Genomic DNA, 20,658 nt, shown 5'->3' on the forward strand with positions numbered 1-20,658 from the left:
TCGTATTTTACTTGTTTAATTCTTTTTGTCTAAGTGCAGTCTTGATACGCGCAATAGTCTTGCGAACAGTTCTCAATCTTGCAGTATTTTCTAATTGACCAGTGGCTAATTGGAAACGAAGATTAAACAATTCTTTCTTGTAATCTTGTTCTTTAGCACGCATTTCATCAGTGGTTAATTGAGCAATTTCTTTAGCCTTCATTTGATTCGCCACCTACTTCCTCACGTTTAATAATTCTAGTACGAACAGGCAACTTGTTTGAAGCTAATGTCAAGGCTTTGATAGCAGTTGCTTCGTCAACACCGGCAACTTCGAAAAGTACCTTGTCACGTTTAACGGCTGCTACCCATCCAGCTGGAGAACCTTTACCTTTACCCATTCGAACACCAATACCTTTTTCAGTATATGATTTTTGAGGGAAGATTTTGATCCAAACCTTACCACCACGTTTCATACAACGAGTGATGGCGATACGGCAAGCTTCAATTTGTCTGTTAGTGATCCAATGTGAATCAATGGCTTGTAAACCATATTCACCGAAAGCAACTGAGTTTCCACCTTTTGAGTGTCCACGTAGTTTACCACGGAATTCACGACGATGCTTAACACGTTTAGGTACAAGCATGTTTATTTACCTCCTTTACGGTTTTCCAAAGGTTTTTCAGGTAAAACTTCACCACGGTTAATCCATGTTTTAACACCGATTGCACCGTAAGTAGTGTGTGCTTCATTCCATGAGTAGTTGATGTCAGCTCTCAATGTATGAAGTGGAACACGACCTTCAGAGTAACTTTCAATACGAGCCATGTCAGCACCGTTTAAACGACCAGCTGATTGAGTTTTAACACCTTCAGCACCTGAACGCATAACTTGCTTCATAGCTTGACGCATAGCACGACGGAAAGCAACACGACCTTCAAGTTGTTTAGCAATGTTTTCACCAACTAAATCAGCTTCCAAGTCAGGTTTCTTAACTTCGATAATGTTAATGTGAACACGACGTCCAGTTAACTTGTTTAATTCATTACGTAGACTTTCTACTTCAGATCCACCCTTACCAATAACCATACCAGGTTTTGCAGTGTGGATAGAAATGTTTACACGTTTAGCAGCACGTTCAATTTCAACTTCTGAAACTGAAGCATCAGCAAGACGTTTAGCTAGGTAATCACGAATCTTCAAATCTTCATTTAAGTATGAAGCGAATTTATCGTCGTTAGCGAACCATTGAGCTTGCCAACCACGGTTAACACCGATACGGAAACCATTAGGGTTAATTTTTTGACCCATGCTCTATCCCTCCTTCTTTTCTGATACTACGATTGTAATGTGACTAGTACGTTTGTTGATTGGTGAAGCAGAACCTTTAGCACGTGGACGGAAACGTTTTAAAGTTGGTCCTTCGTTGGCGTATGCTTCAGCAACAACAAGGTTTTGACCATCAAGGTCAAAGTTGTTTTCTGCGTTTGCTACAGCTGATTTTAAAACTTTTTCAACATCTTCAGATGCACCACGAGGAGTGAACTTAAGAATTGAAGCAGCTTCTGCAACGTTTTTACCTCTAATAAGATCTAAAACAAGACGGACCTTACGAGGGGCAATACGAACAGTTTTAGCAATAGCTTTTGCTGATGTAACTTGTTCAGCCATTTTGTATCCTCCTTGTTATCCAGTAATCTTGTCTTTTCCACCTACATTACCATGACCATGGAATGTACGTGTTGGAACGAATTCCCCAAGCTTGTGTCCTACCATGTCTTCTTGAATGAAAACTGGGACATGAGTTCTACCATTGTACACTGAGATAGTGTAACCAATGAAACTAGGGAAAATAGTTGAGCGACGTGACCAAGTTTTAATAACAGTTTTCTTTTCTTGGTCTTTTTGGGCATCAATCTTCTTTAATAAAGATTGATCAGCGAATGGTCCCTTTTTCAAACTACGACTCATTATGAAACCTCCTCTTCAAGTCTTGTTAGCTAGATGTAACTAGATTACATCTTTGAACCCTTACGACGACGAACAATAAATTTGTTTGAACGTGCAGTCTTAGAACGGGTCTTCTTACCAGCAGTCTTCTTGTGCCAAGGTGACAAAGGAGATGGGTAACCGATTGGAGCTTTACCTTCACCACCACCATGTGGGTGATCGTTAGGGTTCATTACAGATCCACGAACGTGAGGTCTTTGACCACGGTAACGTGTACGACCAGCTTTACCCCAGTTAATAAGTGAGTGTTCTTCGTTTCCTACAGTACCGATAGTGGCACGACAAACAGAAAGAACCATTCTTACTTCACCAGAAGGTAATCTAACAAGTGAGTACTTACCGTTTCCTTCGTTACTCAATAATTGAGCTGAGTTACCGGCAGAACGAGCAAGTTGACCACCCTTACCAGGTTTCAATTCAATGTTATGAATAGTTGATCCAACAGGAATATCTTTAAGTGGAAGTGCATTACCGGGTTTAATGTCAGCATTAGAACCTGATTCAACAACATCTCCAACTTTAAGACCCTTAGGAGCAATGATGTATGATTTAATACCATCAGCATAAACAATCAAAGCGATGTTTGCAGTACGGTTTGGATCATATTCGATAGTCTTAACTGTTGCTTTAACATCATCGTGAGTACGTTTGAAATCAATAACACGGTATAAGTGTTTGTTTCCACCACCACGGTGACGAACAGTCATACGACCTGAGTTGTTACGACCAGCTTTTTTAGCATTAGCTTGAACTAAGCTTCTTTCTGGCTTGTTAGTAGTAATATTACTGTAATCGATACTAGTCATATTACGACGACCATTAGTCGTTGGTTTGTATTTCTTTAAAGCCACGTTGTTTTCCTCCTATCTTAATAGATTATTCTTCAGAGAATAACTTAATATCTTCTGAATCATTTGATAAAGTAACGATTGCCTTACGACGTTTCTTAGTGAAACCTACGTAACGACCTTGACGTTTTTCTTTACCTTTAACGTTCATAATGTTTACTTTAGCAACTTTAACACCAAAAACTTCTTCAACAGCAGCTTTTACTTGGTTTTTGTTTGCTCGTAAATCAACATCAAATGTGTATTTTTTGTCGTCCATACGATCAGTTGAAGCTTCAGTGATTACAGGACGTAAAATAATTTCTCGTGCTTCCATTATGCGAGCACCTCCTCTACTTGAGAAAGAGCAGCTTTGGTAATAACGACTTTCTTAGCATTCAATACATCAAGAGTGTTAACACCTTTGGCGCTAATTACTTGAACGTTAGGAATGTTTTTAGCTGAGCGAGCAGCGTTGTCGTTAAGGTCTTCCAAAACTACTAATGTCTTAGTAGCTGCATCAAGGTTCTTCAATAAGTTTGCAAATTCTTTTGTCTTTGGTGCATCAAAGTTAATTGAGTCAACAACAACAAAATTGTTTTCAGCAACTTTTTCTGAAAGAACTGATTTAACAGCTAATCTAGTAACCTTCTTAGGAAGATGGTAGCTGTATGAACGAGCTGATGGTCCAAATACTACTCCACCGCCAACCCATTGTGGTGAACGAATAGAACCTTGACGAGCACGACCAGTACCTTTTTGTCTCCATGGTTTTCTACCACCACCAGAAACTTGGCCTCTAGTCTTAACTCCGTTAGTACCTTGACGTTGTGATGCACGTTGCATGATTACAGTGTCAAATACTACGTTTTCGTTTGGTTCAATACCAAAGATAGCTTCGTTAAGATCGATTGATCCGTTTTGGCTACCGTCTTGTTTGAATAATGATACGCTTGTCATTTTGCGGTTCCTCCTTTCCTATTTTCTTGAATTGTGTACTGAAGTACGAACAGTAACTAATGTTTTGTTTGCACCAGGTACGTTACCTTTAATTAACAATACGTTGTTTTCAACGTCTGCTTTGATAATTTCAAGGTTTTGAATGGTAACAGTTTTGTTACCCATACGACCAGGGAGCTTCATGCCTTTAACAACACGGTTGATAATAACACCAAGTGAACCTGGACGACGGTGATATCTAGAACCATGAGTTTCTGGTCCACGACGTTGACCGTCTTTATGAATGTTACCTTGGTAACCATGACCTTTAGTGATACCAGTTACGTCAACTGAATCTCCTGCTTCGAAGATGTCAGCTTTAACTTCGTCACCAACTTTGTAAGCATCTAAGTCGACTTCACTGATTTCACGAATGAAGCGCTTAGGTGTTGTGTTAGCTTTTTTGGCATGGCCTTGTTCAGGTTTGTTACTTAATACTTCACGTTTTTCATCAAATCCAAGTTGAATTGCTTCGTAACCGTCTGTTTCGTTGTTTTTAACTTGTAAAACAACGTTAGGAGTTACATCTACAACAGTAACTGGAACTAATTCACCGTTTTCAGTAAAAACTTGAGTCATACCAACTTTTTTACCTAAGATTCCTTTTTTGATCATGAGTACACCTCCAATATTGTGTAATATTATAATTTGATCTCGATATCAACACCACTTGGTAAGTCTAACTTCATTAATGAATCAACAGTTTTAGGTGTTGGATTCAAAATATCGATTAAACGTTTGTGTGTTAACATTTCGAATTGTTCTTGTGCTTTACTGTATTTGAATGGTGATGCAAGAACAGTATAGATAGTTCTTTCAGTGGGCAATGGAATTGGACCTGAAATAGTAGCACCAGTTCTTTGTGCAGTAGCAACAATCTTATCAGCAGCTTGGTCTAAGCTACGGTGTTCGTAAGCTTTCAAGCGGATACGGATTTTTTCTTTTGCCATGTTTTTCCCTCCTTCGTCTGTTTTCATTTAAGACTAACTCCGTAGTAGTTACCGGTAACACCTTGCCATGGCAAAGCGGCCGGGTGTGCCGCAATCTACTACATCATCGCTTATTATCTCTAATATTAGGGCACACTGTACCCGTAATTAAGACACTACTATATAATACATGGAATTAGCTTCTCTTGCAAGGGTTTTAGCGCATAAAACAAAAAAAGTTTTGTTAACGTCAATTAACAAAACTTTTTCATTATTATGATTGAAGAAAAGCGATTAAGCTTCTCCACCGTTTTTCTTAATAATATCTTCTTGGATACTCTTAGGAACAGCAGTGTAGTGGTCAAATGACATTACGAAAGTACCACGACCTTGGGTAGCTGAACGTAAGTCAGTTGCGTAACCGAACATTTCTGAAAGAGGAACCATAGCATGGATGTTTTGTGCATTATCTTGTGCTTCCATACCTTCAACGCTACCACGACGTGCAGTAACTTGTCCCATAACGTCTCCCATGTATTCTTCAGGAACACGAATATCAACTTTCATGATTGGTTCCAAAATAACAGGAGCAGCCTTCTTAGCAGCGTTCTTCAATGCGATAGAAGCAGCAATCTTAAATGCAGCTTCACTAGAATCGACATCATGGTAACTACCATCATAAAGTTTAGCATGAACATCGATCAATGGGAATCCAGCAAGAACACCGTTTTCCATTGATTCTTTAAGTCCTTGTTCAACTGAAGGGATAAATTCACGAGGAACAACCCCACCAACGATAGCATTTTCAAATTGGAATCCAGAACCTTCTTCACCAGGAGTGAATTCAATCCAAACATCACCATATTGACCTTTACCACCAGATTGACGAACAAACTTACCTTGAGCTTCAACTTGTTTAGTGAATGCTTCACGGTAAGCAACTTGTGGTTCACCGATAGTAGCATCAACACCAAATTCACGTCTCATACGTTCGATAAGAATATCAAGATGAAGTTCACCCATTCCGGCCATAATAGTTTGTCCAGTTTCTGGATTAGTTTGGGCACGGAAAGTAGGATCTTCTTCAGAAAGTTTTTGAAGAGCAGTGTTCATCTTGTTTTGGTCAGCCTTAGTCTTAGGTTCAACGGCAACTTCGATAACTGGTTCAGGGAATTCCATTGATTCAAGATGTAATGGGTGATCAACATCAGTTAAAGAATCACCAGTAGTAGTGTTCTTCAAACCAATAGCACCGGCAATATCACCAGAGAATACTTCAGGGATTTCTTGACGAGTGTTTGAGTGCATTTGAACTAAACGACCAACACGTTCACGTTTGTCTTTAGTTGCATTTAAGATGTATGAACCTGATTCAAGAGAGCCACGGTAAACACGGATAAATGTTAAACGACCAACGAATGGGTCAGTAGCAACTTTAAATGCTAAAGCAGCAAATGGTGCTTTATCATCAGGACGAACCAATACTTCATCACCAGTATCTGGATCAGTAGCTTGGTAAGGACGAACATCAAGTGGAGATGGAAGGTAGTCAACAACCCCATCCATCATCATTTGAACACCCTTGTTCTTAAATGCAGAACCAGCAAATACTGGGTACATTTCAAGGTTAATAGTTGCTTGACGAATAGCAGCTTTAAGTTCTTCTTTAGTGATTTCTTGACCATCAAGGAACTTGTCCATGATATCATCATTTACATCAGCAACAGCTTCAATCAAGTTATCATGAGCTTCTTGAGCTGCGTCCATGTAATCAGCTGGGATTTCGATTGTATCCCAGTTTTCACCTTCTTTATCTTCATCATAGATGTAAGCTTTCATTTCGATAAGATCGATTACACCCATAAATTCAGATTCAGCACCAACTGGAATTTGAACAGGAACAGCGTTAGCACCTAAACGGTCGTGCATTGATTTAACAGAGAAATCGAAGTTAGCACCTAACTTATCCATCTTGTTGATGAATACGATACGGGGAACATCGAAATCTGATGATTGACGCCAAACAGTTTCTGTTTGAGGTTCAACACCGGCTTGTCCATCAAGAACAGCAACGGCACCATCAAGAACACGAAGTGAACGTTCAACTTCGACAGTAAAGTCAACGTGTCCTGGAGTATCGATGATGTTAACACGGTAACCTTTCCATTCAGCAGTTGTAGCAGCTGATGTAATAGTAATACCACGTTCTTTTTCTTCTTCCATCCAATCCATTTGTGAAGCACCATCATGGGTTTCACCAATTTTATGAACTTTACCAGTATAGTATAGAACACGTTCAGTAGTAGTAGTCTTACCAGCATCGATATGAGCAACGATACCAATGTTACGTGTCTTGTCTAACGGGAATTCACGTTTGTTAGCCATTATTAACTCCTTTAAAAAATACAATAAGTTCTAAAAAAGTGGCCAATTGCTTAGCCACCTTTTAATCGCAATTAAGCAATCAGAAGATTACCAACGGTAATGAGCGAAAGCGCGGTTGGCTTCGGCCATTTTGTGTGTATCTTCACGTTTCTTAACAGCTGCACCAGTGTTGTTTGATGCATCAATAATTTCTTTAGCAAGACGATCGATCATAGTATGTTCACCACGTAGACGAGCATAGTTAACTAACCAACGTAAACCTAAAGTAGTTCTTCTTGCAGGACGAACTTCAATAGGAACTTGGTAGTTAGATCCACCAACACGACGAGCCTTAACTTCAAGGACAGGCATGATGTTTTTCATTGCTTCTTCAAATACTTCAACTGGATCGTTACCAGTTGTGTCTTTAATTTGGTCAAATGCACCGTATAGAATTTCTGATGCAGTACCTCTCTTACCATCTAACATCAAGTGGTTGATTAATTTTGAAACCAACTTTGAGTTGTAGATTGGATCTGGAAGGATTTCACGTTCTTGAACTTTTCCTTTTCTAGGCATCTAAAAGTCCTCCTTTAATTAAATATTATATTATTTCTTGTCTTTAGGTTTCTTAGTACCGTATTTAGAACGACTTTGACGACGATCTGAAACACCGGCAGTATCTAAGGCACCACGGATAACATGATATCTAACCCCAGGTAAATCTTTAACACGACCACCACGGATTAAAACAACACTATGTTCTTGTAAGTTATGACCGATACCTGGAATGTATGCAGTAACTTCAAGTAAGTTTGAAAGACGAACACGCGCATACTTACGTAAGGCAGAGTTAGGCTTTTTAGGAGTCATAGTTCCCACACGAGTAGCAACTCCACGTTTTTGTGGTGAAGCATTATTCGTTTGTTTCTTCTTGTAACTGTTGTATCCGAAGCCAAGAGCTGGGGATTTTGATTTAGAACTTCTAGATTTACGACCTTTTCTAACTAATTGGTTAATTGTAGGCATCTAAAAAGTCCTCCTTTCTCGAATTTGGTTTAAGTCCACACATCCAGGCGGACCATTTTTTAGGAATAAAAAAATCGCTTAACTGTTTAAGCACATTGACTAGAATAACATGTTAGTTTAAACACGTCAACCGCCTTTTACGTATTTTTTTAAGAGGTGAAAATATGAGATACATTTTATTTGTTTATGGAAGTATTATTGGATCGTTCTTGACCTTAATGGTTGAAAGAATCATTACGAATCGGGAATTTGTGTGGTCACGGTCTCAATGTGATAATTGTCAACGAACCCTATCATGGTTTGAATTAATACCAATTATTAGTTTTATTGTTCTACGGGGAAAATGTCAACGCTGTAATGTTAAACTTCCCTACTATTTATTAATTTATGAAGTTATGACCGGTTTATTGGTGAGCCTATATAGCATGATCCCTAATTCGTTACTAATTTTGGCATTCTGTTTTGAAATTATTAGCTTATTCGATTTGTTTACTTTTAAGTTTAACATCTATTGGCTTCCAATTGTTTTTAGTTTAGCGCTTTGGTCTACTAACCTAAACTTGATTAATCTTTTTCTACTATTAATCATCTATGTTATTCTGTTAGTTATTAATTCAAAATTAAATTGGCTGGGAAATGGAGATTTAGATTTAATCATTTGTCTCATTTTGGCGTGCGGATTGGTCACTACAATTCACATTATTTTTTACGCTTCATTTGTGGCGCTTGGCTATTGTTTATTTCGCAAAACAAAAGTGATTCCGTTCATCCCTTTTTTAGCGAATAGCTTAATTGTAGTATTGTTTATCGAAAGTTTTCCAGTTACAATGTAGACAAGTGCATAACTTATATATGACTAAAATTGGTTAGTCGTTTCTACTCAGAACCGGAATTCTGAACTATAAGGAGAGATCATAATTATGAGATATGATCTTTTTTTGGAGGTAATCTCATGGAAGAACTAAAAACTGTCATTAAAGAACAAGGTACAGTGTTGCCTGGCAACATTTTAAAAGTAAATTCATTTTTAAATCATCAAATTGATCCTGAATTGATGTACAAAGTTGGACAAGAATTTGCGGATTATTTCAAGGGTTTGGGTATTACTAAGGTTTTAACTGTTGAAGCCTCTGGAATTGCCCCTGCTGTGATGGCTGGACTAGCAATGAAAGTTCCCGTAGTTTTTGCTCGTAAAAGCAAGTCATTGGTGGTTAAAAATGATGTTTATACTGCTAAAGTTTATTCATACACTAAACAAACCACTAACCATATCTATATCGAGCAACAATTCTTATCAAGTGACGATAAAGTTTTGATTATTGATGATTTCTTAGCTAACGGTGAAGCTACTAAGGGATTAATCAAAATTGCGGATGCTGCTGGTGCTAAAGTTGCAGGCATTGGAATCGTAATTGAAAAAACTTTCCAACCCGGTGGACAATATTTACGTGATCAAGGATTTAACGTCTTATCACTAGCCCAAATTGCATCATTAGATAATAACCAGGTTACTTTTGCTAACTAACTAATTAAATCCTGACTTTTGTCAGGATTTTTTATTTACAACAAAAAAAGACGATTGCCAAAGCAATCGTCTTTTTCGTTATTAACTATTTAGTTACGTTATCAGAATCTGAATCTGTTTTTTTATCAGAACCAGCGGCAACACTTTCACCAGCTGGTTTACCAATTTCTTCTGGTTCAATGTCTTCATATTCATGAACACCTGTACCAGCAGGAAGAAGCTTACCAATAATAACATTTTCTTTAAGACCGATAAGTGGATCAACCTTACCACGGATAGCAGCATCAGTAAGCACACGAGTAGTTTCTTGGAATGAAGCAGCTGATAAGAAACTGTTAGTTTCAAGAGCGGCTTTAGTAATACCAAGCAATACTGGACGTGCAGTTGCTGGAACCTTACCTGACATAACGGCTGAAGCATTACGTTCTTTAAAGTCATCGATATCAATCAAAGTACCTGGCAAGATGTCAGTGTCACCTGGATCCATGACACGAACTTTACGAAGCATTTGACGAACCATGATTTCGGCATGTTTATCATTAACTTCAACCCCTTGACGACGGTAAACTTCTTGTACCGCAGTTAATAGGTAAGTTTCAGTTGATAAAGTATCACGAATCTTAAGAAGTTCCTTGGGATCAATTGAACCTTCGTTAAGTGCATCACCACGGCGAACATGATCACCTTCAGCAACACGCATACGTGCAGTCAATGGAACCTTGTACTTTCTAGTGTCGGCTTTACCTTGAATAGTAACTTCCTTAACACCTTCAGCTGGATCTTCTTCGATTAATTCAACCACACCAGTAACTTCAGAGATAGTTGATTTACCTTTAGGGTTACGTGCTTCAAAGATTTCTTGAACACGGGGAAGCCCTTGGGTAATATCGGTATTACTTGCAACCCCACCGGTATGGAAAGTACGAAGGGTCAATTGAGTACCGGGTTCACCGATTGATTGGGCGGCAACAGTACCAACTGCTTCACCAACTTCAACGTTATCACCAGTAGCCAAGTTTTGACCGTAACACATTTCACAAACCCCATGAGCTGTATCACAAGTAAATGCTGAACGAATTTCAACTGATTCAATTCCAGCATCAACAATTTGTTGAGCTTTCTTGTCATCAATCATTTCATTTCTGTTAACAATGACTTCACCAGTTTCAGGATCTTTAACAGTCTTCATGGCATTTCTACCAAGAATACGATCGTAAAGTGGTTCAATCATTTCGTTACCTTCTTTAATAGCACGTACAACTAATCCACGATCAGTTCCACAGTCCTTTTCACGAATGATAACATCTTGAGCAACGTCAACAAGTCGACGAGTCAAGTAACCTGAGTTGGCAGTCTTCAAGGCAGTATCGGTCATACCTTTACGAGCACCATGGGTAGAAATGAACATTTCCAAAACAGACATACCTTCACGGAAGTTAGATGTGATTGGAAGTTCCATAATCTTACCATCAGGAGAAGCCATCAATCCACGCATTCCGGCAAGTTGGGTAAAGTTTGAAATGTTACCACGGGCACCAGAATTACTCATCATAAAGATAGGGTTTTGTGGATCGAAGTTTTGCATTAAGACGTCTTGAATTTGGTCACGGGCATCGTTCCAAACGTTAACAATACGTTCATAACGTTCTTGATCAGTAATCAAACCACGACGGAATTGTTTAGTAATTGTTTCAACTTTCTTGTGTCCAGCTGCAACAATTTCTGGTTTTTCTTTAAGTTCTGTAATATCTGACATACCAACAGTCAAACCTGACTTAGTTGATTCATCGTTACCAAGATCTTTAATACGATCAAGTAATTCTGAAGTTTCAGTAACCTTGTATTGGTTGTAAACTTCAGCGATGATGTCTGATAAGAAGCTCTTCTTGAATGGTTTAACAGGTTCAGTATTCTTGATGTGTTCGTGAATATCTTCTCCTGGTTTCAAGAAGTAACTATCAGGAACAAAACCATTAAGGTTAGTTGAAGTAGGTTCGTTCAAGTAAACGAACGCCTTAGGTAAGATACCGTTAAAGATAACCTTACCTACTGAAGTAACCATGATTTTGTCTTTTTGATCATCAGTAAATGGCTTGTCTGGGAAAGCAGAAGCTGGAATCCCAATTCTACTGTGCCAATGTACTAAACCATCACGGTAAGCAACTTCAACTTCATCAGGGTTGTTGAAGATCATACCTTCACCTTCACGGCCAGGTTCTTCCATAGTCAAGTAGTAGTTACCGATAACCATATCTTGAGATGGTGCAACAACTGGTTTACCATCTTTTGGAGCCAAGATATGACCTGCAGCAGCCATTAATAATCTTGATTCAGCTTGAGCTTCGTCAGAAAGAGGAACGTGAATGGCCATTTGGTCACCATCGAAATCGGCGTTATAAGCAGCACAAACTAATGGGTGCAAACGCATTGATTTACCACTAACCAACACTGGTTCAAAGGCTTGAATACCAAGTCTATGCAATGTAGGGGCACGGTTCAATAGAACTGGATGTTCTTTAATTACGTAAGGAAGAACATCAAATACGACGTCATCTTTACGTTCGATTTCACGTTTAGCATTCTTAACGTTAGAAGCTAAACCACGTTTAACCAATTCATGCATGATAAATGGTTTGAACAATTCAAGTGCCATTGATACTGGAAGACCCATTTGGCTAAGTTTCAACCATGGACCAACATCAATAACTGAACGACCTGAGTAATCAACACGTTTACCAAGCAAGTTTTGACGGAAACGACCTTGCTTACCTTTAAGCAAGTGAGAAAGTGATTTCAATGGACGGTTACCAGGACCAGCAACTGGACGGCCACGACGACCATTATCAATCAAAGCATCAACTGCTTCTTGTAACATTCTCTTTTCATTTTGAACAATGATTCCAGGAGCATGTAAATCTAATAATCGTTTCAAACGGTTATTACGGTTAATTACACGACGGTATAAATCATTCAAATCAGAAGTAGCAAAACGTCCACCTTCAAGTTGAACCATCGGACGTAAATCAGGTGGCATAACTGGAATAGTGTCCATTACCATCCATGATAATTTGTTACCTGAAGTAAGGAAGGCTTCCAAAATATCCAAACGACGAATAGCACGGGTACGTTTTTGACCAGTAGCTTTCTTAAGTTCTTCTTTTAATTCAGCAACTTCTTTTTCAAGATCAACACTATCAAGTAAGGCACGAATACCTTCAGCACCGATTTGAGCATCAAAACGGTTACCGTATTCACGTTTTTTATCACGATATTCTTGTTCAGATAATAGTTGTTTCTTTTCAAGTGGTGTATTACCAGGATCTACAACTACATATGAAGCAAAGTAAATAATTTCTTCTAGGGCACGAGGACTCATGTCTAGAACTAGTCCCATACGAGATGGGATACCTTTGTAGTACCAAATGTGTGTAACTGGTGCAGCTAATTCGATATGACCCATACGTTCACGACGAACTTTAGCACGAGTAACTTCTACCCCACATCGGTCACAAACGATACCTTTGTAACGGATACCTTTGTATTTACCACAGGCACATTTCCAGTCCTTAGTAGGTCCAAAAATTCTTTCATCGAACAAACCATCTTTTTCAGGTTTTAGAGTTCGGTAGTTAATAGTTTCTGGCTTGGTTACTTCACCATATGACCAGCTACGAATTGTTTCAGGAGATGCAAGTCCAACTTGCATACTTTTGAATTTATTAACATCAACCATTGGCTTTCCCTCCTTTATTAATTATTGTCTTTTTTATCAGTTGAAGCATCATCAGCAGCTGCGGCTTTCTTTTCAGCTTCTTTTTTTGCGTCTTGTTCTTGTGCAATCTTGTTAAGTGCATTTACGTTAACGACATCATCGTCTTCGTCCATGTCACGTAAGTCGATTGGTTGGTGATCAGCACCAAGAACCTTCATATCAAGACCAAGTGCTTGTAATTCTTTAACAAGAACTCGGAATGATTCAGGAACACCTGGTTTAGGAATTGGTTCACCTTTAACAATAGCTTCATAAGTCTTAACACGACCAACAACGTCATCTGACTTGTAAGTCAAGATTTCTTGTAAGGTATGTGCAGCACCATAAGCTTCAAGGGCCCAAACTTCCATTTCACCGAAACGTTGTCCCCCAAATTGTGCTTTACCACCAAGTGGTTGTTGAGTAACAAGTGAGTAAGGTCCGATTGAACGAGCATGAATCTTATCTTCTGACATATGGTTAAGTTTAAGGTAACCCATGACACCAACAGCAATTCTCTTATCAAATGGTTCACCAGTACGACCATCGTAAACGACAGACTTACCGTCTTTTGCCATTCCGGCTTCTTTAACAGCAGCCCAAACGTCATCTGAAGTAGCACCATCAAATACAGGAGTTGCAACGTGGATACCAAGTTTCTTAGCAGCCATACCTAAATGCATTTCCAATACTTGACCAATGTTCATACGTGAAGGCACACCCATGGGACTCAATAAGATATCAATTGGAGTTCCATCTGGTAAGTAAGGCATATCTTCTTCAGGGATAACGATTGAAACAGTACCCTTGTTACCATGCTTACCGGCCATCTTATCACCGACTTGAAGTTTACGTTTTTGTGCAATGTAAACTCGAACCATCTTGTTAACACCTGGTTGTAATTCGTCACCATTTTCACGAGAGAAAACTTTAACGTCTTGAACAACACCATCAGCACCATGAGGAACACGGAGTGATGTATCTCTAACTTCACGTGATTTTTCACCAAAGATAGCGTGTAACAAACGTTCTTCAGATGATAATTCTGTAACACCCTTAGGAGTTACTTTACCAACTAAAATGTCACCATCATGAACTTCAGCACCAATACGTACAATTCCGTTTTCGTCAAGATCTTTAAGAGCATCTTCACCAACATTAGGAATTTCACGAGTCATTTCTTCAGGTCCAAGTTTAGTGTCACGAGTTTCTGATTCGTATTCTTCAATATGAATTGAAGTATATGCATCTTCTTTAACAAGTTTTTCACTAATACCGATGGCATCTTCGAAGTTATAACCTTGCCAAGTCATGAATGCAACAGTTGGGTTTTGACCCAATGCTAATTCACCGTTTTCCATTGCTGGACCATCAGCGATGATTTCATCAGCATCAACATGGTCACCAGTTTTAACGATTGGAGTTTGGTTATAGTTCATACCATTGTTAGAACGCATGAATTTAGTTAATTCATAAGTGTCTAAAGTACCGTTATCGCGACGGATTTTAACAACTTGAGCATCAACATATTCTACAGTACCAGGATATTTAGCAATCTTAGCAACTCCAGAATCATGAGCAGTCTTGTATTCCATACCAGTACCAACAAGTGGTGCATGTGGATTAATCAATGGAACAGCTTGACGTTGCATGTTTGATCCCATCAAGGCACGGTTACTATCATCATTTTCCAAGAAAGGAATACATGCTGTGGCAACTGAAACAACTTGTTTAGGAGAAACATCCATATAATCAACGTTGTTAATGTCAGCTTCAACATATTCAGCTTTATCACGGGCCATTACGTGAGTTTCACGGAATGAACCATCGTCATTAAGTGGTGTGTTAGCTTGGGCAATAACATATTGATCTTCATCGCTGGCACTTAAGTAATCGATCTTGTCAGTTACTTTATGAGTAGTCCAATCAACACGACGGTATGGTGATTCGATAAATCCATACTTGTTTACGCGAGCGTAACCAGAGAATGAGTTAATCAAACCAATGTTAGGACCTTCGGGAGTTTCGATAGGACATACACGACCATAGTGGGTATAGTTAACATCACGAACTTCGTATCCGGCACGGTCTCGTGAAATACCACCAGGTCCAAGAGCAGAAAGACGACGTTTATGAGTCAATTCACCCAATGGGTTAGTTTGATCCATGAATTGTGAAAGTTGTGATGAACCGAAGAATTCTTTAACTGAAGCAACAACTGGACGAATGTTAATCAATTGTTGTGGAGTTACAGTTGCAGCATCTTGGATTGACATTCTTTCACGAACAACACGTTCCATCCGTGATAAACCAATTCTGAATTGGTTTTGTAGTAATTCACCAACTGAACGTACACGACGGTTACTCAAGTGATCAATATCATCAACTGAACCAATTCCTTCTTGTAAATCAAAGAAGTAGTTAACTTCAGCTAACATGTCAGCAGGAGTAATGTGTTTGTAATCAAGACTGATGTTGTCGTTACCTACAACAGGTACAACTTTTTCAGGGTCTTTGTTTGAGTATACTTTAATAATTTGAACAGTAACTGGGTCAGTAACCACAGCTTCTGGTGCAGGATTAAATGTGTAAGCTTTGAAATCTTTGTTGTCCAAGTATGGAGCTAAAGTCTTCATAAGAGGCTTATCAACAATGTCACCCTTCTTAGCAATAATTTCACCAGTTTCTGGGTCAGCTAAAGTTTCTGCTAAAGCAAGTCCCATTAAACGGTTCTTTAAGCTAAGTTTTTCGTTAGTCTTGTAACGACCAACGGGAGCCATATCATAACGTTGTGGATCGAAGAATCTAGTAGTCAAAAGATTACGTGATGATTCAGCGGTCTTAGGTTCACCGGGACGCAAACGTTCGTAGATGTCTTTTAAGGCTTCTTCTGTACGAGTATCGCTTGAGTCTTTGTGAACATCTTTTTCAAGAGTTAAGTTAAGACTGTCATTAGTATTACCGAAAATTTCAGTAATTTCGTCATCTGAGCCGAAACCTAAAGCACGAACTAATTCAGTAATAGGTAATTTTCTAGTTCTATCGATACGGATGTATGATACATTCTTGGCATCGGTTGCAAATTCCATCCAAGCACCACGGTTAGGAATAACTGTTGCGCTGAACATTTCACGACCGTTTTTATCTAATTCTTTGTGGTAGTATGCACCTGGAGAACGTACTAATTGAGATACGATTACACGTTCTGCCCCATTAATAATGAAAGTACCTTGATCTGTCATTAATGGTAAATCACCGAAGAATACGTCTTGTGTCTTAATTTCACCAGTTTCGTGGTTAGTTAATTTAAGCGTAACGTGAAGAGGAGCTGAATAGTTAACTTCATGTGCTCTTGCTTCTGCAACAGTGTATTTAGGTTCTAACAATTGGTAATCAACGAAGTCCAATGATAGTTTTCCTTGGAAATCATCAATTGGCATAATGTCTTTGAACATTTCACGAAGACCTTCGTCTAAGAACCAGTTGTATGAGTTTGTTTGAACCTCAATCAAGTTAGGAAGATCCAAAACCTTTTTGATTCTGGCATAACTTCTACGGGTTCTGTGATTACCATACTTAACAACGTTTCCAGACATTGCATCTTTTTGGTTGTTTTCCTTAACGTTTTCTGCCAAGTTGTTCACCCTCCTTAAGTAATTCCTTCGAAAAGAAATGTTACAGTTTGATTACAATTCACTAAAAAAGCTAATTTAAAGCAAAAAAAAGCCAAAAATAGAAATTTTTTCTACTTTTGGGTAGCTATAAGCGTTATTACGGACAATAGATCGCAATAACTCATTTCAATTCACAATATATACTATATTATAGTAACTCTATATCCGAATTATGTCAATAAAAAAACACCATTTCAAATGGTGTTTTTTCTATATAAGTTAAGCTTTATGTGTAATTGATATTTTACCTTTTGAAGCTCCAATCGTGATCTTATCACCGGCTTTAAAATCACCAGCTAACAATGCATCACTTAACGGATCTTCGATTTCACTTTGCAACGCACGTCTTAGTGGACGAGCTCCATACTCTGGGTTGTATCCTTTTTTAGCCACAATATCAATGGCAGCTGGAGTAATTTTCAAAGTGTATCCTTGTTTATCAACTCGATCAACAAGTTTTCTCGTCATCAATTTCACGATTCGGTGAAGCTCTGATTCAGTTAAGCTATGGAAAATCACAGTTTCATCAACACGATTCAAGAATTCAGGTCTAAAGAATTGTTTCATCTTTTCTTGAATTACTCGTTTCATTTCAGCGTCATTATTTGTTTGACGGTCAGCATCAAACCCAACTGTCTTTTGTTCACGTAACGCTGTGGCACCTAAATTAGATGTCATGATAATAATTGTGTTTCTAAAATCAACTTTACGGCCCTTAGAGTCAGTAAGGAATCCATCATCTAATACTTGTAATAGTAAGTTAAAGACATCTGGATGAGCTTTTTCCACTTCATCAAGCAAGATTACAGAATAAGGATGTTTTCTAACTTTTTCAGTTAGTTGGCCTCCTTCTTCATAACCAACATATCCGGGAGCTGATCCAACTAAACGACTAGTTGAATATTTTTCCATAAATTCACTCATATCAACTCTGATAACATCGTTTTCTGAGCCAAACATTTCTTCAGCTAAATCTTTTGCAAGTTCAGTTTTACCGACCCCAGTAGGTCCAAGGAAGATAAATGAACCGATTGGACGATTAGGATCTTTTAATCCGCTTCGAGCTCGACGAACAGCTTTAGCAACTGCAGTAACCGCTTCATCTTGACCAATTACACGTTTGTGCAATACTTTTTCAAGGTTAACCAAGCGATCAGCATCCGTCTTCTTAAGATGAGTAACTGGAATACCAGTCCATTCAGCTACAATTTGAGCAACTGCTTCTGCATCTTCTGTTAGTTTGTAATTGTGTTTTTGATCTTCTTGTTTACGTTTCTTTTCGTCCGCCTCTAATAAGTCTGCAACTTCTTTTTCAAGTTGTTGTTCTTTACTTCTGAAAGTTACAGCATCATCAAAGCGTTGATCTTCAATAGCTTGATTTTTATCAGATTGGGCTTGATCAAGTTCACGTTGTTTTTTCATCAAGTCAGTTGGATCGCCCATCGCATCGATTCGGACTTTAGCGGCTGCTTCGTCCATTAAGTCAATTGCTTTATCAGGTAAGAAACGACCGCTAATGTAACGACTTGATAAGTCAACCGCCGCATTAATCGCACCATCTGTAATTTTAACGTGATGGTGTTCCTCATAACGAGGACGTAATCCAGTCAAAATCTTTTTAGCTTCGTCAACACTAGGTTCTTCTACTTGAATAGTAGCAAAACGACGTTCTAACGCTGCATCAGATTCAATATGCTTTTGGTATTCATTTAAAGTCGTGGCACCCATCATTTGAATTTCACCACGAGCTAATGCTGGTTTTAAAATATTAGATGCATCAATTGCACCTTCAGCGCCACCAGCACCAATCAAAGTATGAAGTTCATCAACAAATAAAATTACGTTTCCACTACTTTTAATTTCGTTAATAATCTTTTTGAGTCGATTTTCAAACTCACCACGGTATTTAGTTCCAGCGACAAGTGTCCCCATATCTAAAGCCATGACCCGTTTGTTAACCATATCTTCTGGCACAACTTTTTCAGTGATCTTTTGTGCTAATCCTTCAGCAATAGCTGTCTTACCAACACCTGGTTCACCAATTAAAACTGGATTGTTCTTCGTCCGACGGCTCAAAATTTGAATAGCCCGACGAACTTCTTGATCACGTCCAATAATTGGATCTAATTGACCATCACGAGCTGCTTTAGTAAGATCCTTAGCAAGTGAATCTAAAGTTGGAGTTTTGCCCTTATCGTCCGTTTTAACCCCCGCTGGCATTCCTTGATCAGGAACCCCCATTTTACGGATGGTAATTTTGCGAACGTCTTCGGGTGAAATTCCTAAACTATTTAGAATTCTTGACGAAACAATTTCATTCTCACTAGTTAAAGCTAACAACAAATGTTCTGTTCCAACTCGTTCACTACCATATTGTTTAGCAATTTTACCCGCCAAACTCAAGATGTCCCGCATCTTAGGAGAGTATGGTAAATAAGTTGCTCCATCAATTTGTAAATTACCGTAACCAGCAATTTGTTCAATTTCTTCCTTAACATCTTGTTCTGTTACAGAAAGTTGATTTAAAGTTTGATAAGCAATCCCACTTTTTTCAATTGTTAAAGCTAATAATAGATGCTCAGTACCAACAGATTGATGTTGGAAATTACGCGCTTGTTCTTGAGCAATCATAAGCGTTTTTTTTGCACTAGGCGTTAATGAATCTTCCATAAAAGACTCTCCTTTCGGCTAGCATTCATATTTCAAGCGACACAATAGCGCAGATAATACGTTTGCACGCACTTTTTCTTCCAATTCGTAATTTGAAACATTGATCGCATCATGAGTAAGAATCGACGCAACCATATGTACCTCTCGTTTTGTTAATAGTTCATTGTCTAATAAGGTGTTTAAAATATCTTCTTCTTCTTTTTGACTAATAGTATCGCCAATTGAATCAATTAAGCGATCAAATACATTAGAATCTTCCATTAAATTGATTTTCTCAATTCTAATGTATCCACCACCACCACGTTTACTTTGGACTACAAATCCATCTTGAATCGTAAAACGGGTTTTGATTACATAGTTAATTTGAGAAGGAACCACATCAAAGTGTTCCGCAATATCTGAACGACGGATTTCGACTTCTTCATCACGTTCATCCAATAACTTTTTTAAATATTCTTCAATAGTATCTGACATACTATGACTTGCCATATTATCATCCCATCTCTGACTAATCTTGACATTAATTATATAAACATCCTATCTAAATAACAAGTAAATTAACCTATGAGAGACAAAAAAACACCGATGAAATTAATCATCGGTGTTTTTAATTCGATCGGGAAGACAGGATTCGAACCTGCGACCCCCTGGTCCCAAACCAGGTGCTCTACCAAGCTGAGCTACTTCCCGAAAAATGCACCTAGCAGGAGTCGAACCTGCAACCTTCTGATTCGTAGTCAGACACTCTATCCAATTGCGCTATAGGTGCATATTAATATGTAAAAATGCCGAGGACCGGGATCGAACCGGTACGGTCATCACTGACCGCAGGATTTTAAGTCCTGTGCGTCTGCCAATTCCGCCACCCCGGCAAAAGGGCTTTTTCTTTAGATAAGAAAA

General features: G+C 38.5%; 19 protein-coding genes, 3 tRNA genes and 1 riboswitch. Of the genes, 2 read left to right on the top strand and 20 right to left on the bottom strand.

Annotated features, from left to right (window positions below; genetic code table 11):
• Positions 1–7: 7 nt before the first annotated feature.
• From rpmC to rpsL, 13 genes are all read right to left on the bottom strand, one after another.
• Positions 8–202, bottom strand: a complete 195-nt coding sequence (gene rpmC / locus ACQW5G_RS01945; protein WP_014082370.1) for a 50S ribosomal protein L29 — start codon at positions 200–202, stop codon at positions 8–10.
• Positions 192–626 carry a 50S ribosomal protein L16 gene (gene rplP, locus ACQW5G_RS01950; RefSeq protein ID WP_429971406.1) on the bottom strand — a complete coding sequence of 145 codons (435 nt, stop codon included), beginning with the start codon at positions 624–626 and terminating at the stop codon, positions 192–194. The genes rpmC and rplP overlap by 11 nt, the downstream gene beginning before the upstream one ends.
• Before the next feature lie 2 nt (positions 627–628).
• On the bottom strand, positions 629–1,291 hold the full coding sequence (rpsC, locus tag ACQW5G_RS01955) for a 30S ribosomal protein S3 (RefSeq protein WP_429971407.1): 663 nt from the start codon (positions 1,289–1,291) through the stop codon (positions 629–631).
• A gap of 3 nt (positions 1,292–1,294) precedes the next feature.
• Complete coding sequence (gene rplV, locus ACQW5G_RS01960; protein WP_429971408.1) at positions 1,295–1,651, bottom strand: 50S ribosomal protein L22; 357 nt, start codon at positions 1,649–1,651, stop codon at positions 1,295–1,297.
• A 15-nt stretch (positions 1,652–1,666) separates the two neighbouring features.
• Positions 1,667–1,951, bottom strand: coding sequence for a 30S ribosomal protein S19 (gene rpsS / locus ACQW5G_RS01965; protein WP_014082374.1), 285 nt, complete (start codon positions 1,949–1,951; stop codon positions 1,667–1,669).
• A gap of 44 nt (positions 1,952–1,995) precedes the next feature.
• Positions 1,996–2,841: a 50S ribosomal protein L2 gene (gene rplB / locus ACQW5G_RS01970; protein ID WP_429971409.1), complete on the bottom strand. Its 846-nt coding sequence runs from the start codon at positions 2,839–2,841 to the stop codon at positions 1,996–1,998.
• 25 nt (positions 2,842–2,866) lie between these two features.
• Positions 2,867–3,154 carry a 50S ribosomal protein L23 gene (gene rplW / locus ACQW5G_RS01975; RefSeq protein ID WP_429971410.1) on the bottom strand — a complete coding sequence of 96 codons (288 nt, stop codon included), beginning with the start codon at positions 3,152–3,154 and terminating at the stop codon, positions 2,867–2,869.
• Complete coding sequence (gene rplD, locus ACQW5G_RS01980) at positions 3,154–3,777, bottom strand: 50S ribosomal protein L4 (RefSeq protein WP_429971411.1); 624 nt, start codon at positions 3,775–3,777, stop codon at positions 3,154–3,156. The genes rplW and rplD overlap by 1 nt, the downstream gene beginning before the upstream one ends.
• A gap of 18 nt (positions 3,778–3,795) precedes the next feature.
• A complete protein-coding gene (rplC, locus tag ACQW5G_RS01985; RefSeq protein WP_429971412.1) occupies positions 3,796–4,431 on the bottom strand; it encodes a 50S ribosomal protein L3 in 636 nt (211 codons plus the stop codon).
• A gap of 26 nt (positions 4,432–4,457) precedes the next feature.
• On the bottom strand, positions 4,458–4,766 hold the full coding sequence (rpsJ, locus tag ACQW5G_RS01990) for a 30S ribosomal protein S10 (RefSeq protein ID WP_041817923.1): 309 nt from the start codon (positions 4,764–4,766) through the stop codon (positions 4,458–4,460).
• Between the two features lie 273 nt (positions 4,767–5,039).
• Positions 5,040–7,130 (bottom strand): elongation factor G, encoded by a 2,091-nt coding sequence (gene fusA / locus ACQW5G_RS01995; RefSeq protein ID WP_429971413.1) that lies wholly within the window; start codon positions 7,128–7,130, stop codon positions 5,040–5,042.
• An 87-nt stretch (positions 7,131–7,217) separates the two neighbouring features.
• A complete protein-coding gene (gene rpsG, locus ACQW5G_RS02000; RefSeq protein WP_429971414.1) occupies positions 7,218–7,688 on the bottom strand; it encodes a 30S ribosomal protein S7 in 471 nt (156 codons plus the stop codon).
• Positions 7,689–7,718: 30 nt separating this feature from the next.
• On the bottom strand, positions 7,719–8,138 hold the full coding sequence (rpsL, locus tag ACQW5G_RS02005) for a 30S ribosomal protein S12 (protein WP_429971415.1): 420 nt from the start codon (positions 8,136–8,138) through the stop codon (positions 7,719–7,721).
• Between the two features lie 164 nt (positions 8,139–8,302).
• Here rpsL and ACQW5G_RS02010 point away from each other — a divergent pair, with 164 nt between their 5' ends.
• Positions 8,303–8,971 carry a prepilin peptidase gene (locus ACQW5G_RS02010; RefSeq protein ID WP_429971416.1) on the top strand — a complete coding sequence of 223 codons (669 nt, stop codon included), beginning with the start codon at positions 8,303–8,305 and terminating at the stop codon, positions 8,969–8,971.
• Positions 8,965–9,060: riboswitch (purine riboswitch) on the top strand. Its footprint overlaps the gene before it by 7 nt.
• A 30-nt stretch (positions 9,061–9,090) precedes the next feature.
• Entirely contained in the window at positions 9,091–9,663 is a 573-nt protein-coding gene (locus ACQW5G_RS02015; protein ID WP_429971417.1) for a xanthine phosphoribosyltransferase, read from the top strand.
• An 85-nt stretch (positions 9,664–9,748) separates the two neighbouring features.
• Here ACQW5G_RS02015 and rpoC read toward each other — a convergent pair whose 3' ends face one another.
• The 7 genes from rpoC to ACQW5G_RS02050 form a co-directional block, all read right to left on the bottom strand.
• Positions 9,749–13,396: a DNA-directed RNA polymerase subunit beta' gene (rpoC, locus tag ACQW5G_RS02020; RefSeq protein ID WP_429971418.1), complete on the bottom strand. Its 3,648-nt coding sequence runs from the start codon at positions 13,394–13,396 to the stop codon at positions 9,749–9,751.
• 17 nt (positions 13,397–13,413) lie between these two features.
• The gene (locus ACQW5G_RS02025; RefSeq protein WP_429971867.1) at positions 13,414–17,010 is read right to left on the bottom strand and encodes a DNA-directed RNA polymerase subunit beta; all 3,597 of its coding nucleotides are present in this window, start codon (positions 17,008–17,010) and stop codon (positions 13,414–13,416) included.
• A 297-nt stretch (positions 17,011–17,307) separates the two neighbouring features.
• Positions 17,308–19,758: an ATP-dependent Clp protease ATP-binding subunit gene (locus ACQW5G_RS02030; RefSeq protein ID WP_429971419.1), complete on the bottom strand. Its 2,451-nt coding sequence runs from the start codon at positions 19,756–19,758 to the stop codon at positions 17,308–17,310.
• 18 nt (positions 19,759–19,776) lie between these two features.
• Positions 19,777–20,247: a CtsR family transcriptional regulator gene (locus ACQW5G_RS02035; protein WP_429971420.1), complete on the bottom strand. Its 471-nt coding sequence runs from the start codon at positions 20,245–20,247 to the stop codon at positions 19,777–19,779.
• Between the two features lie 127 nt (positions 20,248–20,374).
• A tRNA-Pro gene (locus ACQW5G_RS02040) sits at positions 20,375–20,448 on the bottom strand.
• A gap of 5 nt (positions 20,449–20,453) precedes the next feature.
• Positions 20,454–20,527: transfer RNA gene (locus tag ACQW5G_RS02045), tRNA-Arg, on the bottom strand.
• Between the two features lie 17 nt (positions 20,528–20,544).
• A tRNA-Leu gene (locus ACQW5G_RS02050) sits at positions 20,545–20,630 on the bottom strand.
• Positions 20,631–20,658 lie beyond the last annotated feature (28 nt).

Origin of the sequence: Fructilactobacillus sp. Tb1 (assembly GCF_050500285.1) — a bacterium.
Taxonomy (GTDB): Bacteria; Bacillota; Bacilli; order Lactobacillales; family Lactobacillaceae; genus Fructilactobacillus.